The 16019-nt window shown below is 66.4% G+C and carries 12 protein-coding genes and 2 pseudogenes; 4 read left to right on the forward strand and 10 right to left on the reverse strand.

Annotation, left to right across the window (positions count from 1 at the left end; all coding sequences use genetic code 11):
- Positions 1-50 precede the first annotated feature (50 nt).
- Positions 51-2337 (forward strand): annotated as a pseudogene (locus ACP26O_RS29820) (FdhF/YdeP family oxidoreductase).
- Positions 2338-2473: 136 nt separating this feature from the next.
- Here ACP26O_RS29820 and ACP26O_RS29825 read toward each other — a convergent pair.
- Positions 2474-3895, reverse strand: coding sequence for a purine-cytosine permease family protein (locus ACP26O_RS29825; protein ID WP_105832362.1), 1422 nt, complete (start codon positions 3893-3895; stop codon positions 2474-2476).
- Between the two features lie 353 nt (positions 3896-4248).
- Here ACP26O_RS29825 and ACP26O_RS29830 point away from each other — a divergent pair, with 353 nt between their 5' ends.
- Positions 4249-5172, forward strand: a complete 924-nt coding sequence (locus tag ACP26O_RS29830) for a LysR substrate-binding domain-containing protein (protein WP_012372721.1) — start codon at positions 4249-4251, stop codon at positions 5170-5172.
- A gap of 70 nt (positions 5173-5242) precedes the next feature.
- On the opposite strand, the gene argE is transcribed toward ACP26O_RS29830, so the two are convergent.
- The 5 genes from argE to ACP26O_RS29855 form a co-directional block, all read right to left on the reverse strand.
- A complete protein-coding gene (argE, locus tag ACP26O_RS29835; protein ID WP_175664666.1) occupies positions 5243-6406 on the reverse strand; it encodes an acetylornithine deacetylase in 1164 nt (387 codons plus the stop codon).
- Positions 6399-7076, reverse strand: coding sequence for a DUF1028 domain-containing protein (locus tag ACP26O_RS29840; protein ID WP_175664665.1), 678 nt, complete (start codon positions 7074-7076; stop codon positions 6399-6401). Before ACP26O_RS29840 ends, argE begins: the two co-directional genes overlap by 8 nt.
- An 8-nt stretch (positions 7077-7084) precedes the next feature.
- Positions 7085-7522 carry a RidA family protein gene (locus ACP26O_RS29845; RefSeq protein WP_426356434.1) on the reverse strand — a complete coding sequence of 146 codons (438 nt, stop codon included), beginning with the start codon at positions 7520-7522 and terminating at the stop codon, positions 7085-7087.
- Between the two features lie 126 nt (positions 7523-7648).
- Positions 7649-8995, reverse strand: a complete 1347-nt coding sequence (locus tag ACP26O_RS29850; protein ID WP_175664664.1) for a flavin-containing monooxygenase — start codon at positions 8993-8995, stop codon at positions 7649-7651.
- 191 nt (positions 8996-9186) lie between these two features.
- Positions 9187-10350 (reverse strand): SEL1-like repeat protein, encoded by a 1164-nt coding sequence (locus ACP26O_RS29855; RefSeq protein ID WP_244099013.1) that lies wholly within the window; start codon positions 10348-10350, stop codon positions 9187-9189.
- A gap of 312 nt (positions 10351-10662) precedes the next feature.
- Between ACP26O_RS29855 and ACP26O_RS29860 the strand changes: the two genes are divergently transcribed.
- Together ACP26O_RS29860 and trpS are read left to right on the forward strand one after the other, a co-directional pair.
- Positions 10663-10818, forward strand: a complete 156-nt coding sequence (locus tag ACP26O_RS29860; RefSeq protein ID WP_006753127.1) for a hypothetical protein — start codon at positions 10663-10665, stop codon at positions 10816-10818.
- Positions 10819-11027: 209 nt separating this feature from the next.
- On the forward strand, positions 11028-12041 hold the full coding sequence (trpS, locus tag ACP26O_RS29865) for a tryptophan--tRNA ligase (RefSeq protein ID WP_175664663.1): 1014 nt from the start codon (positions 11028-11030) through the stop codon (positions 12039-12041).
- Between the two features lie 89 nt (positions 12042-12130).
- On the opposite strand, the gene ACP26O_RS29870 is transcribed toward trpS, so the two are convergent.
- The 4 genes and pseudogenes from ACP26O_RS29870 to ACP26O_RS29885 form a co-directional block, all read right to left on the reverse strand.
- Complete coding sequence (locus ACP26O_RS29870) at positions 12131-12517, reverse strand: VOC family protein (protein WP_175664662.1); 387 nt, start codon at positions 12515-12517, stop codon at positions 12131-12133.
- Between the two features lie 53 nt (positions 12518-12570).
- Positions 12571-13491 (reverse strand): bestrophin family protein, encoded by a 921-nt coding sequence (locus tag ACP26O_RS29875; RefSeq protein ID WP_175679587.1) that lies wholly within the window; start codon positions 13489-13491, stop codon positions 12571-12573.
- 106 nt (positions 13492-13597) lie between these two features.
- Complete coding sequence (cydB, locus tag ACP26O_RS29880; RefSeq protein ID WP_426356435.1) at positions 13598-14605, reverse strand: cytochrome d ubiquinol oxidase subunit II; 1008 nt, start codon at positions 14603-14605, stop codon at positions 13598-13600.
- A 3-nt stretch (positions 14606-14608) separates the two neighbouring features.
- Positions 14609-16011 (reverse strand): annotated as a pseudogene (locus tag ACP26O_RS29885) (cytochrome ubiquinol oxidase subunit I).
- Between the last annotated feature and the right edge of the window lie 8 nt (positions 16012-16019).

Below are 16019 nucleotides of genomic sequence, written 5' to 3' on the forward strand. Positions count from 1 at the left end.
GCGGCGCAACCCGAGCCGGCCCGCAGCGGGCCCGGCTGATGGAGATTCACATGACAAATCGACGCGAAGTGCCAGGCATCAGGAAGTACGATGGGCCCGCCGGCGGTTGGGGCGCGCTTCGCGCGACAGCCGAGGCCGTGCGCACGCAGATGGAAACCATCGAGGCGCCGATCGTGCTGATGCGGACCAACCAGCCCGACGGCTTCGACTGTCCCGGCTGCGCGTGGCCCGACAAGGAACACAAGTCGACGTTCCAGTTCTGCGAGAACGGCGCGAAGGCCGTCACGTGGGAAGCGACCACCAAGCGCGTGACGCCCGAGTTCTTCGCGGCGAACCCGGTGTCGTCGCTGCTGCGGATGTCCGACTACGAGCTGGAGAACATGGGCCGGCTCACGCATCCGCTCGTCTACGATCGCGCGACCGACACGTTCCGCGCGGTCGAATGGGACGATGCGTTCGCGCGCATCGGCGAGGTGCTGCGCGCGCTGCCGCCCGAGCAGGTCGAGTTCTACACGTCGGGCCGCGCGTCGAACGAAGCCGCCTACCTGTATCAACTCTTCGCGCGCGAGCTCGGCACCAACAACTTCCCCGACTGCTCGAACATGTGCCACGAGCCGACCAGCGTCGGCCTGCCGCAGTCGATCGGGATCGGCAAGGGCACGGTGTCGCTCGAGGATTTCGACCACTGTGAGCTGATCATCTCGATCGGCCACAACCCCGGCACCAACCACCCGCGGATGATGGGCACGCTGCACGAGTGCGCGCGCCGCAACGGGGCAGATCATCGTGTTCAACCCGTTTCGCGAACGTGCGCTCGAACGCTTCGCGGATCCGCAGGACATGATCGAGATGGCATCGTTCGGCTCGACGCGCATCGCGTCGACGTACTACCAGGTCGACGCGGGCGGCGACGCGGCCGCGCTGAAGGGCATCATGAAGGCGCTGCTGCAGCTCGAGGCCGAACGCGGCGACGTGCTCGACAAGGATTTCATCGCGCAGCACACGAGCGGCTTCGACGCGTTCAGCGCCGACCTGAAGGCCACGTCGTGGGACGACATCGAGCGCGCGAGCGGCTTGAGCCAGGCGCAGCTCGAACAGGTCGCGCTCGCGTATGCGAAGTCGAACGCGACGATCGTCACGTACGGGATGGGCGTCACGCAGCACAACAAGGGGACGGAAAACGTGCATCTGATCGCAAACCTCGCTGCTGATGCGGGGCAACGTCGGCCGCCCGGGGGCCGGCGTCTGTCCGCTGCGCGGCCACTCGAACGTGCAGGGCAACCGCACGGTCGGCATCACCGAGAAGCCGAGGGCTGCGTTCCTGCCGACGCATCGAGCGCGTGTTCGGCTTTCGGCCGCCCGCGCAGCACGGGCACGACGCCGTGCAGGCAATGCAGGCGATGATCGACGGCCAGGCCAAGGCGCTGCTGTGCCTCGGCGGCAACTTCGCGGTCGCGCTGCCCGATCCCGAGCAGTCGTTCCCCGCGATGGCGAAGCTCGATCTCAGCGTGCATCTGGGCACGAAGCTGAACCGCTCGCACCTTCTGGTCACGCAAGGACGCCTTGATTCTGCCCGTGCTCGGCCGCACCGAGCTCGACATGCAGGCGAGCGGCCGGCAGTCGATCACCGTCGAGGATTCGATGTCGATGGTCCACGCGTCGGCCGGCAAGCTCAAGCCCGCGTCCGACCAGCTGCGCTCCGAGCCCGCGATCGTCGCCGGAATCGCCCGTGCAACGCTGCCGGCCAGCATGGTCGCGTGGCATCGACCTGGTCGCGGATTACGACCGGATTCGCGACGCGATCGACGCACGGTGGTATTCCCGTCTTCGAGGCATACAACGAGCGCATCCGCATACCCGGCGGCTTCCGTCTGCGGCGGCCGCCGACCGAGCGTGTGTGGGCGACGGCGACGGGCAGCGCGATGTTCTCGATCTTCACGGTCTTGAGGAAGACTTGGACTGCATGGCGACGAGGAAGTGCTGATGCTGATCACGCTGCGCAGCCACGATCAGTACAACACGACAATCTACGGGCTCGACGATCGCTATCGCGGCGTGTTCGGACGACGCGACGTGCTGTTCATGAACGCGGCGGACCTCGCGAAGTACGGACTCGAACATGGCGACCTCGTCGACATCGAGACGGCCACCGCGTCGGGCCGCACGCTGCGCCTCGAGAAGATCACCGCGATCGAGTACGACATCGCGCCAGGGTCGGTCGGCGCGTATTACCCGGAAGCGAACGTGCTCGTGCCGCTCGACTACATCGACAAGGAAAGCGGCACGCCGTCGTACAAGTCGGTGCCGGTGCGCGTCGCACGCTCGGCGGTCGTCTGATCCGCGGGCCGGCAGGCTGGCGATGCACGGCGCGATAGGACACGCCCGCGCATCGCCCCTCCCTCTCCTCTCGCGGCCGCCGCATCGCTACCGATGCGGCGGCCGCTTTTCTTGATCGCGTCGAACGACGATCCGCTTACCGCGCCGCCGACGACGGCAGTTGCGCGCCCGTCTGTCGGCGCCGGTACGCGCTATCGCGCGTCGCGAGCCAGTAGTACAGCGGTGACGTCAGCACCAGCCCGACGAGCCACGACAGGTCGGCGCCGCCGAGATGCGCGGGAATCGGCCCCGCATACATCGGCGTGTTCATGAACGGAATCTGCACGGCGATCCCGATCGCATACGCGAGCAGCGCCTGCGGATTGAAACGGCCGTACACGCCGCCGTCCGCCATGAAGATCGACTGGATGTCGTACTTGCCCTTGTGGATCACGTAGAAGTCGATCAGGTTGATCGCCGTCCACGGCACCAGCACGACGAGCAGCGCGAGCACGAGATCGACGAGATTGCCGACGAAGTTGGTCGACGCGCCGATCGCCGCATAGCAGCACGCGACGAAGATCACCACCGACACCACCGCGCGCGTCTTCGCGGTCGGAATCCATCGGTATGCGAAGGTCTGCACCGACGTGATGACCGCGAGCACCGCTCCGTACAGGTTCAGCGCGTTGTGGCTGATCACGCTCAACAGGAACAGCAGCAGCATCAGCGGGCCGAGCGGGCCCGTCGCCTGCTTGACCGCGTCCATCGTGTCCGCGCCGGCCGGCACCGCGAGCACCGCGACCGCCCCGAAGATGAACGCGAGCGTCGAACCGATCGTGCAGCCGAGATAGGTCGCCCAGAACGTCGACGCGACGCCGACGTCTTCCGGCAGGTAGCGCGAATAGTCCGACACGTACGGCGCGAACGCGATCTGCCACAGCGCGGACAGCGACACCGTCGCGAGCCACCCCGCGAAGTCGAAGCCGCCGCGCGTGAGGAAATCGGTAGTGCTTACGTTCGACAGGATCATCCAGAAGCCGACGAGAATGCCGATGCCGAGCACCCACGTGCCGATCCGGTTCAGGATGTGGATGAACCGGTAGCCGACGATCCCGATCAGCCCCGAGCCCACCGCGCCGATCACGATGCCCACCGGCACCGGCACCGACGACGCGATGCCGTGCACCGACTTGCCGGCCAGCACGATGTTCGATGCGAAGAAGCCGACGTACATCACCGCCGCGATCACCGTGACGAGCAGCGCGCCCCACGAGCCGAACTGCGCGCGGCTCTGGATCATCTGCGGAATACCCATCTGCGGCCCCTGCGCGGAATGCAGCGCCATCAGCACGCCGCCGACCGCCTGGCCGACGACGATCGCGACGATCCCCCACATCAGGTTCAGGTGAAAGATCTGCACGCCGAGCGCGCCGGTCACGATCGGCAGCGGCGCGATGTTGCCGCCGAACCAGAGCGTGAACAGGTCGCGCACCTTGCCGTGGCGGTCTGCGGGCGGCACGTAGCCGATCGTGTGTTTCTCTATCATGGGGGACGCGTTGCGATCCGCGGTCGTCATGGCTAAGTCTCCTGTCCTGCGCGGCGAGGCGCGCGTGCCGTTTCCGCCGGCGCGCGACGATGCGCGCGCCTGCAATCGGGTCCGGATACGCGGGCAACGGTTTGCCGCATGCGGGCGGAGGCGGATGCCGTGCCCCGCCGGCGCATGCGCGCTTTTGTCGCGATCCGGATTGCAGACGATGGTGCGCCACGCATGCGGCGACCGGAAAATACTAAAAATATTTTCGGGACATACGAAAAAGCTCTGCAGCGGAAATTCCGGCGTCGGGCGTCTTCGGGTAAGGTGCTACGCAAAACAGCGGACAGAACACGCCCCGCGGCGGCACGCGCGCGGGGCCGGCATCAGAGGTGCTCGTGGCTCACTACACTTTGCGGCAACTGAAATATTTCGTGACGACGGTCGAATCCGGCAGCGTCGCCGAGGCGTCGCGCCAGCTCTTCATCGCGCAGCCGTCGATCTCCAGCGCGATCAAGGGGCTCGAGGAAAGCTTCGGCGTGAAGCTGTTCATCCGTCACCACGCGCAGGGCGTGTCGCTCACGCCGAGCGGCACGCGTTTCTACCGGAAGGCGCAGGAGCTGCTGCGCATCGCGCACGAGTTCGAGCAGAACGCGCTCGCCGACAACGACGTGATCAGCGGGCAGATCGACATCGGCTGCTTCGAGACCGTCGCGCCGCTCTACCTGCCGCAGTTGATCGCGGGCTTTCGCGAACGCTATCCGGGCGTCAACATCCGGCTGCGCGACGGCGACCAGCAGGAGCTCGTGCAGGGCCTCACGGCCGGCACCTTCGATCTCGCGTTCCTCTACGACCACGACCTCGACGGCACGATCGAGACCGAACCGCTGATGCCGGCGCAGCAGCCGTACGTGCTGCTGCCGGAGAACCACCGGTTCGCGGGCCAGTCGCACGTATCGCTGCACGAGCTCAGCGTCGAGCCGATGATCCTGCTCGACGTGCTGCCGAGCCGCACGTACTTCGTCAGCCTGTTTCACGAGCTGGGGCTCACGCCGAACATCGTGTTCGCTTCGCCGTCGATCGAGATGGTGCGCGGGATGGTCGGCCAGGGGTTCGGCTTCTCGCTGCTCGTCACGCGGCCGCATTCCGAATACACGTACGACGGCCGGCGCGTCGTGACGATCGGCCTGAGCGAAACGGTGAGCCCGTCGGGGCTCGTGAGCGCGCGGCTAAAGCGCGGGCAGCTCACGAAGCAGGCGCAGTCGTTCGTCGAGTTCTGCCGCGAACGGCTGGCGCAGATCGTCGCGGAATCGGCGCGATAGCAACGAAAGAACCGCACGCGCCGCGGAACGGCCGCGTGCGGCATGCTGCTGGACGGCCGGATCAGCCGGATTAACCGGCCGACGCGAGATACGTCGCGAGACGGCCGAGCATCGCGTCGCAACCGTGCAGCTGTTCGAGCGTGACGAACTCGTCGGGCTTGTGCCCCTGGTCCATGCTGCCCGGCCCGCACACCACCGTCGGAATGCCGGCCTGTCCGAACAGCCCGCCCTCGGTGCCGAATGCGACGGTGCCGAACGCGTCGGAGCCGGTCAGCATCGCGAGCAGCCGCGCGGCTTCGCTGTCCGGCGAAGTCGCGAGCCCCGGATACGCGCCGAGCGGCTGCAGACGGATGTCGGTATCGGGCTGCACCGCGCGCATCCTCGGTAACAGTTCGGATTCCGCATAATCCTGCAGCTTCCTCGGCACGTCGTGCGCATCGAACGCCGGCAGCGCCCGCACCTCGAAATTGAACTCGCATTCGGCCGGCACGATATTCAACGCGCGGCCGCCCTTGATCAATCCGGTCTGCACGGTCGAGAACGGCGGATCGAAGCGGCTGTCGTGATGCTCCGGCCGCGCGAGCGACGCGCCGATCTCGCCGAGGCGGCCGATCAGCTTCGCCGCGTAGTCGATCGCGTTGACGCCGAGCGGCGCATACGCCGAGTGGCACGCGGCGCCCTTCACGTGGCAGCGCATCGCGAGCTTGCCCTTGTGACCGAGCACCGGCTTCAGTTCGGTCGGCTCGCCGATCAGGCACAGGCGCGGCCGGTGCTCGCGCGTCGCCAGTGCGTCGAGCATCGGCCGCACGCCCAGACAACCGACTTCCTCGTCGTACGAGAACGCGAGGTGCACGGGCAGGCTCAACGGCCGCGAGACGAACACCGGCACGGCCGCGAGCACCGACGCGATGAAGCCTTTCATGTCGGCCGTGCCGCGCCCGTACAGCCGGCCGTCGCGCTCGGTCAGCCGGAACGGCTCGACCGTCCACGCCTGTCCGTCGACCGGCACCACGTCGGTATGGCCCGACAGCGCGATGCCGCCGCGATCGCGCGGCCCGATCGTCGCGTACAGGCTCGCCTTCGTGCGCTCCGCGTTGTAGAACAGCTCGCTCGACACGCCGAAGCCGTCGAGGTAGTCGCGGATGAAATCGATCATCGCGAGGTTCGAATCGCGGCTGACCGTCGCGAAGCCGATCAGCCGCTCGAGCAATGCGCGGCTCGACGTGTCATTCATCGCCCGGCACTCCGTAGCTCGGCGCGGCGGTCGGGTTCAGCGCGCGCGTCTGGTAATCCTGCATCTGCGGGCGATAGGTCTGCCACAGCGCGTCCAGCTGCCCGATCGGATCGGCATCGGCCCAGTCGACGCGCAGGTCGACGATCGGCCAGGTCACGTCGCCGGCCACCTTCAGCGCGGCCGAATGCACCGGCCCCGCCTCGCCGCCCGCCGCCATCGCCGCGTGCATCGCGGCCAGCAGGCGATCGGCCAGCAGCCCGGGCGCCTGCTCGAACGCGCGCGCCATCGCGTCGATCACGGCCGGCGCGGCCAGCAGATTGCCGGCTGCCACGCATTGCTCGCCCCGCACCGCATGGTGCGTGCCGAGCGCCTCCTTGCCGGTGAAGCACGCCGTCTGCCCCTGCCCGTCGATCACCGTGACCTGCCGGTACTGGCTCCAGCCGTTCGCGCTGAGCGCGCGGTCGAGCGCGGCGGCGGGCGCGAGCTGCTGGTGCTCGATCAGGTCGAGGATCTGCGGGCCGAGCGCCGGCAGCGTGATGTTCTGCGTCGCGACCGCGCCGACGCCCGCCCGCACCCACGGGCAGCGCGCCCCCACCGCGATGCTCGACGAGCTGATCGCGATCCCGAGCTGGCCCGTTTCCGGGCAGCGCCCGACGATGGAGAAAGTCATGTCGCCTCCTAGGCGCGGTTCGGCTGCCAGTTGTCCGGGGTTACCGCGATCACGTCGATCTCCATCAGCCACTGCGGCTGTCCGAGCGCCGAGACGACGAGCCCCGTCGAGATCGGATAGACGCCCTTCAGCCACTTGCCGACTTCCTGGTACACCGGCTCGCGATAGCGCGGGTCGATCAGGTAGGTCGTCGTCTTCACGATATGCGTGATGTCGCTGCCGGCTTCCTCGAGCAGCTGCTTCACGTTCTTCATCGCCTGCTCGGCCTGGGCGCGCGGATCGCCGAGGCCGACCAGGTTCCCGTCGAAATCGGTGCCGACCTGGCCGCGCACGTAGACAGTGTTGCCGGCGCGCACGGCCTGGCACAGGTCGTTGTCGAGCGTCTGGTTCGGGTAGGTATCCTTCGTGTTGAACATGCGGATACGGGTATGGGTAGGCTGGCTCATCGAGGTCCTTCGAAGGTCGGTGTGTGCGCCCGGCGCGCCGGAAACGGTCACGATCGCGGTGCGGCGGGTGCTGATAAGTGTTCGCGGGTGCGGGTAGCGGCGCGGATGCCGAATGCCGAATCGGTATCAGCCGATCGCGTCGACCAGCGGGCGCGCGTCGGCCTGCGCGGTGCGGGCCGTGTCGCCGTGCCCGGGGCGCGTTTGCGCGCGGCGTTGCGACGCGTCGTGATAGTCGAGGTACTTGCGCTGCGTGACGATGTGGTCGGCGATGTGTTTCGCGTCGTGCCACACGCCCCAGATGAAGCTGGAGCCGCGTCGCGACAGCCACGGCAGTCCGAGGAAATAGATGCCCGGCTCCTTCGACACGCCGCGCTGATGCTGCGGCTTGCCGTTCGCGGCGAACGCGTCGACGTTCAGCCAGCTGTAGTCGAGCGCGTAGCCCGTCGCCCAGACGATCGACGTGACGCCTGCGGCGGCCAGGTCGAGCGCGAGGATCGGCTGCGTGACGCAGTCCGGATTCGGCAGGATGCGGCGTGCTTCCGGTTCCTCGGGCAGGTCGAGGCCGTTGCGCGCCGCATAGGCGTCGGCCGCGTCGAGCAGCGACAGGTAGTTCTCGTCACCGCGAGCGAGATTGCTCGCGAGATCGCTTTCGAACGTCGCGACGCCGCCGTCGAATGCCTTCGTCAGCCCCACGAGCGTCACGCCCTGGTGCGCGAGGGCGCGGAAATCGACCGTGTGGCCGCCGCGCGCGCCGCTCACCGCGATCGTCACGTGTTCGCGGCCGGGTGTCGCGACTTCCTTGTCCCATTCGCCGAGCACGCCGAGCCACCAGCAGAAGTCGCGGCCGCGATAGGCGCGCGGCGGACGATCGTGCGGGCCGACCGACAGGTAGACCTGCAGGCCCGCGCGCTGCAGTTCGTCGGCGATCTGCACGCCCGACGAACCCGCGCCGACCACCAGCACCGCGCCGTCCGGCAATTGCGCCGGGTTGCGATAGTCGGCGGAATGGATCTGCACGAGGCCGGCGTCGTCCGGCGCGATCGGCGGGATGACCGGACGCTGGAACGGCCCCGTCGCGACGACTACGCGGTTCGCCTCGATCGTGCCGTCCGAGGTTTCGACGATGAAGCCCGGCTTGCCTGCGTTGCGCACGATCTGTTTCACTGCGACGCCCGTGCGGATCGGCGCGCCGAACTTGCGCGCATAGGCTTCGAAGTAATCGGCGACCTGGTCTTTCGTTGCGAACGCATCGGGATCGAGGCCGTCGAATTCGAGCCCCGGAAAGCGGTCGTGCCACGCGGGGCCGTTCGCGACCAGCGAATCCCAGCGCCCGGTGCGCCAGCGCTCGGCGATGCGGTCGCGCTCCAGCACGAGATGCGGCACGCCGAGCTTGCCCAGGTGCTCGCTCATGGCCACGCCGGCCTGGCCGGCACCGACGACCAGCGTATCGATTGAGGTTGTTTCCACTGCCACGGCTGTCTCCTTGAAGTGCGGCTCGCTGCGATGCTCGGGTCGTCGCGCGAGGGGGAATGGAGACATTCTGCTGACAGGCTGCCTAGGGCGAAACGATCATTTTTGTCGTTGTTGACGAGAAAAAAGCTGGGGGTGGTGAGGACGGCCAGTGGACCGGGCATACGGCGCAGCGCCCGGGTCACCGGTCAGGGCTATCCCTGTGGCTGCGCGTGGTCGGCGGCACGATGCCCGACGGAGGTAGGAGGTGCGGGCGAAACCGACGTCAGAGGTTGCGCCGCATCGATCAACGTCTTCTTGTCGCCATTCCACTTCGGCAGTCTGGCCGGCGGCAGCGGCACAACCTTGTCCAGGTTCGGCAGACGCAGGTCCGGATCGCGCTCGAGACGGTCGGCGAGAATGATGTAGCGCTCGGCACGTGCTTCATCCTTCACATGACCAACCAGCGCATCACCCTTGCCAAACGAGGCACTCAACCATCCGGCACTCTGGGCGCTGCCGAATTTCACACCCGCATGCAGGATTTTGAGCGCGCGTTCGTTGTTCTCGCCCAATTCGGCGCGATCGCCTACGATCGTCGTTCCCAGCGCGTATGCCGCGGGCCCGTTCCCCTGCGCAAATCCACACTCGAGCATCTGAAGCGCAATCTTGCGATTACCCCAGAAGCCCGCTTTGGGATCGTCATACACCGCATCCATCTTGCCGCCCAGATATGCCATCGCATTCGGGTTGCCCGTATCGGCAGCGAGTTGCCAGAACGCATACGCGCGGCTCGCGTCCTGCTTCACGCCCGTCCCGTTCATGTAATACGTGCCCATCAGGTCATAGGCCGCAGGTACGCCGAGTTTCATTGCCTGCTCGACAATCTGCACGGCACGTTCCGAATCACGCTCCACGCCATCGCCCTGAGCGTACGCATTCGCCAGATTCAACATCGCCTTCCAGTGTTTGCGCTCGGCGGCCTTCGTCCAGAGATCGACAGCGCCCTTGTAGTCGCGCTGGTTCGGCCACAGCAGCGAACTGGTGAGCGCCATCGCTTGCCGGTTCCATCGATCCGCCTCCTGATCGATCGACGGAATAACGTCGGCTTCATGCTTGCACTCGAATGCGGCTCGATGCGGGTTGAAGGCAGTCAGCGACATGTTGCGGGGGAGCGAATCGTTCCGCGAGCAGGCCGCACACCCGACGAGCAGAAAAACGGAAGCCCATCGGATCAAGCCGATACGGTCGGTGGCGATCGGACGCAATTGAGTTCGCACGATATCGAATACCTGAAAAATGAACGCACTGCTGGCGTGCGCACCACGGATGCGGATACAAAAGCCCGGACGGCAAGCCCTTGTTCCGGGTAATTTCACCGGCCGTCGGCAATGGCGGCGAACCGAAAAAGCACCTCGCCAGCGCTGCGCCGATTTTAGGCGATGACCCTTGATCCGACCATCACGCGACAATTGTTGACTGTCCTCCCGCGCCCGAACTGGTACGATGCGCGTCGTCTATGCGATGCGCCCAGGGACGCCTGATCGTTCCCTTTTTCGATCCCCCGCGCGCGCCTCTTGCCGCGCCGAATCGCCGGCCCGGCCTCTCGTTGAACCCCGTAGCATCTCGGCGCCGCCCCATCCGGCGCCGTTGCAGCAACCGTTGGAGTGGCGCACGTCGCGCCTGCAAGCATGAAGAAACTGAAGCAGCACATCATGACCCTGAGCGGGAAAGACCGAACGCCGATGGTACGCGCAGGCGCGCTGCTGTTGATGGCCGGCCTGCTGTACCTGCTGTGGCCATCCGCCGAAACCGCCTACCTCGCGATGGAGTCGGTGATCCGCTGACGCGCACGGCGGACCGCGCCCTGCGCTATACTCGCGCAATGGAAATCAAACCTGCCTCGCCGAACGTGCATCGCTGGTGGCGCGCCTGACCCAGGCGGCCTGTTTCCTTTTGCATGTCCCGAACGTGATGCCGCCAGCCATGGCGGCATTGTCGTTTCTACGCCCACGTCATGGCTGGTGGCTTCGATAACCCGGAGCCAACCCCTACCATGACGCACCCGACCCGACCGACCATCCTCACCGGCGACCGCACGACCGGCCCGCTACATCTCGGCCACTACATCGGCTCGCTGCGCGCGCGCGTGCAGATGCAGCACGAGGCGACGCAGTTCCTGCTGCTCGCCGACACGCAGGCGCTGACCGACAACATGGGCCGCCGCCAGCGCGTCACCGAGAACGTGATCGAGGTCGCGCTCGACTACCTGGCCGTCGGCATCGACCCGGCGATCTCGACGATCGTCGTCCAGTCGCAGGTGCCCGAGCTCGCCGAGCTGTCGCAATACCTGCTGAACCTCGTCACGGTCGCGCGCCTCGAGCGCAACCCGACCATCAAGGAAGAGATCCGCCTGCGCGGCTTCGAACGCGACATCCCTGCCGGCTTCCTGACCTACCCCGTCAGCCAGGCGGCCGACATCACCGCGTTCAAGGCGACGCACGTGCCCGTCGGCGACGACCAGTTGCCGATGATCGAGCAAACCAACGAACTCGTGCGCCGCTTCAACGCGACGGTCGACAAGCCGGTGCTGGTCGAATGCGAGGCCGTGTTGTCGGCGGTCACGCGGCTGCCCGGCATCGACGGCAAGGCGAAGATGAGCAAGTCGCTCGGTAACGCGATCACGCTCGGCTCGACGCCCGACGAGATAGCGCAGGCCGTGAAGGACATGTACACGGACCCGAACCACCTGCGCGTCAGCGATCCCGGTCAGGTCGAGGGCAACGTCGTGTTCACATTCCTCGACGCATTCGAACCCGACGTGTCGAAGGTCGACGAACTGAAGGCGCACTATCGCCGCGGCGGCCTCGGCGACAGCGTCGTGAAGCGCGTGCTGAACGAGCGGCTGCAGGCGCTGATCGAGCCGATCCGTGCGCGCCGCCACGAATTCGAGGCGGACAAGGCCGAGGTGATGGCGATCCTGAAGCGCGGCACGCTGCACGCGCGCGAGGTGGCCGGCGCAACGCTGGCGGAGGTGAAAGGCGCGATGGGGCTCACGTATTTCGATTGAGCGGTGACGGCGGCGGGCGCTGGTACTCCAGCGCCGCATGCAGAACGCGCCGCTGGTCGCGGCGTGCCGATATCCGCGCCTCCCGTGCGTCACTTCATCTGCATGAGCTGCACGAGATTCCCGCACGTATCGTCGAGCACCGCGATCCGCACGGGGCCCGCGTCGATCGGCGCCAGCGTGAAGCGCACGCCGAGCGCATCGAGCCGCGCGAACTCCGCGTCGAGATCGTCGACCTGGAACGACGCCGCCGGAATGCCGTCCTCGTAAAGCGCCTGACGGTAAGGCGCGACCGCGCGATGATGGCTCGGCTCGAGCATCAGCTCGGTGCCATCGGGCTGATCCTTCGACACGACCGTCAGCCAGCGGTACTCGCCCACCGGCACGTTGTTCTTCAGCCGGAAGCCGAGGATGTCGGTGTAAAACGCGAGTGCCTTGTCCTGATCGTCGACAAAGATGCTCGTCACGTAGATACGCATGACACGCTCTCCTGATCGTGCGAGCCGCCGCGTGCCGAGCCACGCCGCGCCGCTCACGTAATCTGATACGTCGACGCCGGCACGAATTCCTCGGGCATCGCGCGATCGCCAAGCTCCAGCACCGACCGTTCGATCGTGCGTGCCATCGCGTCGAGCGCCAGCGCGTTCGGTGCGAGACCGAACGGCTCGGCCACCTCGTTCGCGATCGCTTCGAGCGCGATCAGCGTGTACGAGATGAATACGCAGATCAGCGGCGTGAAGAACTCCGTCGAATCGACGAGACCGAACGGCAGCAGCACACAATAAGCATAGACGGTGCGGTGCAGCAGCACGCTGTACGAAAACGGAATCGGCGTGGTGAGGATCCGCTCGCAGCCGCCCACCGCCCGGCCCAGCTCAACCAGTTGCGCATCGAACATCCAGCACGTCGCGTCGTGGCCGGCCGCGCGGCCCAGCGCACGAACGATCCCGCCCCGGAGTTCATCGAGAATCGCGACGGGCTGGTAGCACTTGTGCGCGAACGCGGCGGCACGCTCGGCGCCGAGGATGCGCTGCAGGTCTTGCGTCGCATCGGTATGACGCAGCTGATGTTTCAGCGCATACGTGAACGCGATCAGCAGATCGGCGAGCCGGTTGCGCTCCGCGTCGCCGACGCTGTCGGGCAGGTAGCGGTGCAATTGCGACGTGACGGTGCGCGCCGCGATCAGCAGGTTGCCCCACAGAAGCCGCGCCTCCTTGAAGCGCTCGAAGCTCGCGTTGTTGCGAAAGGCGAGGAAGATCGCGAGCGCGAGCCCGAACAGCGTGAATGGCGCGGTGTTCAGCGGGATCTTCTCGCCGAAGATGCGCCCGTTCGTGAAGACCGCCAGCGTGCTGACGATTGCCATGAACACAAGTTGCGGAATGATCGACTGCAGCACGGAGCCGTTCCATACGAACAGCATCCTGAGCCAGTTTTGTCGTGGTCTGACGATCATGGTGTGGTCTCGACTGCCAAGGAAATACGTGATGCCGGCGCCGGCGCCCGATGTGCGACGGCCCGCGCGTGGCGGGCCGCTATCGGAGCGATACCGGGTGCATCGCTCAGTGATAGCCGATGTCGCCCTCGCGCACCTTGCCGCGGAACACGCGGTACTGCAGCGCGTTGTACACGAGAATGACCGGCAGCACGATCACCGTGCCGATGAGCGCGAACAGCTGGCTCGAATGGCTCGACGACGCCTCCCAGATCGTCAGCGACGGCGGCACGATGTTCGGCCAGATGCTGATCACGAGCCCGGTGTAGCCGAGGAACACGAGCGCGAGCGTCAGCAGGAACGGCGTCGCCTCGTGCTGGCGCTTCACCGTGTGGAAGATGCCCCACACGCACGCGGCGACGAGGATCGGCACCGGCAGGAACCAGCCGAGGTAGCCGCTGCCGAACCAGCGGTGCGCGACCGCCGGCAGCCCGATCACGGTCCACAGGCTGACCACGCCCATTACGGCGAGCAGCACGCCCGCGAGCGGCTTCATCAGCACGCGCATCTTGCGCTGCAGTTCGCCGTCGACTTTCAGGATCAGCCAGCCGCAGCCGAGCGTCGCATAGGTGACGAGCACGCCGATCCCGCAGAACAGGCTGAACGGCGACAGCCAGTCGAACGGCCCGCCCGCGAACTGGTGGTCCACGATCCGGATGCCCTGCAGCAGCGAACCGAGCACGATCCCCTGGAAGAACGCGGCAAGCGCGGAACCGCCGATGAACGCGAGATCCCACAGGTGCTGCGTGCGGTTCGCCTTCGCGCGCAACTCGAACGCGGCGCCGCGGAAGATCAGCCCGACCACCATCAGGATCAGCGGCAGGTAGTTCGCCGGCAGCAGCGTCGAGTAGACGACCGGGAACGCGCCGTACAGGCCCGCACCGCCGAGCACGAGAAAGGTCTCGTTGCCGTCCCACACCGGCGCGACGGTGTCGAGCATCACCTGCCGCTCGGCCTTCGCGTCGAAGAACGGAAACAGCAGGCCGATGCCGAGGTCGAAGCCGTCCAGCATCACGTAGATGAACACGCCGAGGCCGATGATCGCGGCCCACACGACAGGAAGATCGATTTGCATGGCTTACTCCGCTTCGGTGACGTTCAGCGGCGTGGACAGCGCGCTCTTGCGCAGCCCCGGATGCCGGTGCCGGTCGTGATACGCGTCATGTGGGGCTCGGCCCGCGCTTCATCAGCTTCAACATGTAGTACATGCCGGTGCCGAACACCAGGAAATACACGACCACGAAAATCAGCAGCGAGACGCCGACCTGCTGCGCGCTGAGCGGCGCGACCGAATCAACGGTGCGCAGCACGCCGTACACGGTCCACGGCTGCCGCCCGACCTCGGTCGTGATCCAGCCCGCGAGCAGCGACACGAAACCGGTCGGCCCCATGCACACGACGAACCACTGGAACCAGCGCGTTTCATACAGGCGCCCGCCCTTGCGCAGCAGCAAACCGAGCACGGCGTGGCCGATCATCAGCAAGCCCGAGGCCGACCATGATCCGGAAGGTCCAGAACACGATCGGCGAATACGGACGATCCTGTGGCGGGAATTCCTTCAGCCCGCGAATCTCGCCGTCCCAGCTGTGCGTGAGGATCAGGCTGCCGAGGTGCGGCACCTGGATCGCATAGCGCGTCGTTTCTGCCTGCATGTCGGGCAGGCCGAACAGGTTGAGCGCGGTGCCGCCCTGTTCGGTTTCCCACAGCCCTTCGATCGCGGCGATCTTCGCGGGCTGGTGCTTCAGCGTGTTGATGCCGTGCTGGTCGCCGATCACGGCCTGCAGCGGCGCGAGCACCAGCAGCAGCCACAGCGCCATCGAGAACATCTTCTTCACGCCCTTGTCGCGGCGGCCCTTCAGCAGGTGCCATGCGCCCGTCGCGGCGACGACCAGCGCGGCGACGATGAACGCCGCGATCGTCATGTGCACGAGGCGATACGGGAACGACGGGTTGAAGATGATCTCGAACCAGTCGACCGGCACGACGAGGCCGTTCTCGATCTTGTAGCCCTGCGGCGTCTGCATGAAGCTGTTCGACGCGAGAATCCAGAACGTCGAGATCAGTGTGCCGACCGCGACCATCAGCGTCGCGAAGAAGTGCGCACGCGGGCTGACGCGCTGCCAGCCGAACAGCATCACGCCGAGGAAGCCGGCTTCGAGGAAGAAGGCCGTCAGGACTTCGTAAGTGAGCAGCGGGCCGGTGATGTTGCCCGCGACGCGCGAGAAGCCCGCCCAGTTCGTGCCGAACTCGTAGGCCATCACGACGCCGGAGACGACGCCCATCCCGAAGCCGATCGCGAAGATCTTCGACCAGAACTGGAACATCGATTTATAGGCGGCGTCGCCGGTGACGAGATAGCGCCATTCCAGCACCGCCAGAAAGCTCGCCATGCCGATGCTGATCGCCGGAAACACGATGTGGAACGACACCGTGAACGCGAATTGCAATCGTGCGAGATGGAACGCATCGAAGATTTCCATGACCGTAA

Origin of the sequence: Burkholderia sp. R-40, assembly GCF_049942845.1 — a bacterium.
In the GTDB taxonomy this organism is placed as follows: Bacteria; Pseudomonadota; Gammaproteobacteria; order Burkholderiales; family Burkholderiaceae; genus Burkholderia; species Burkholderia ambifaria.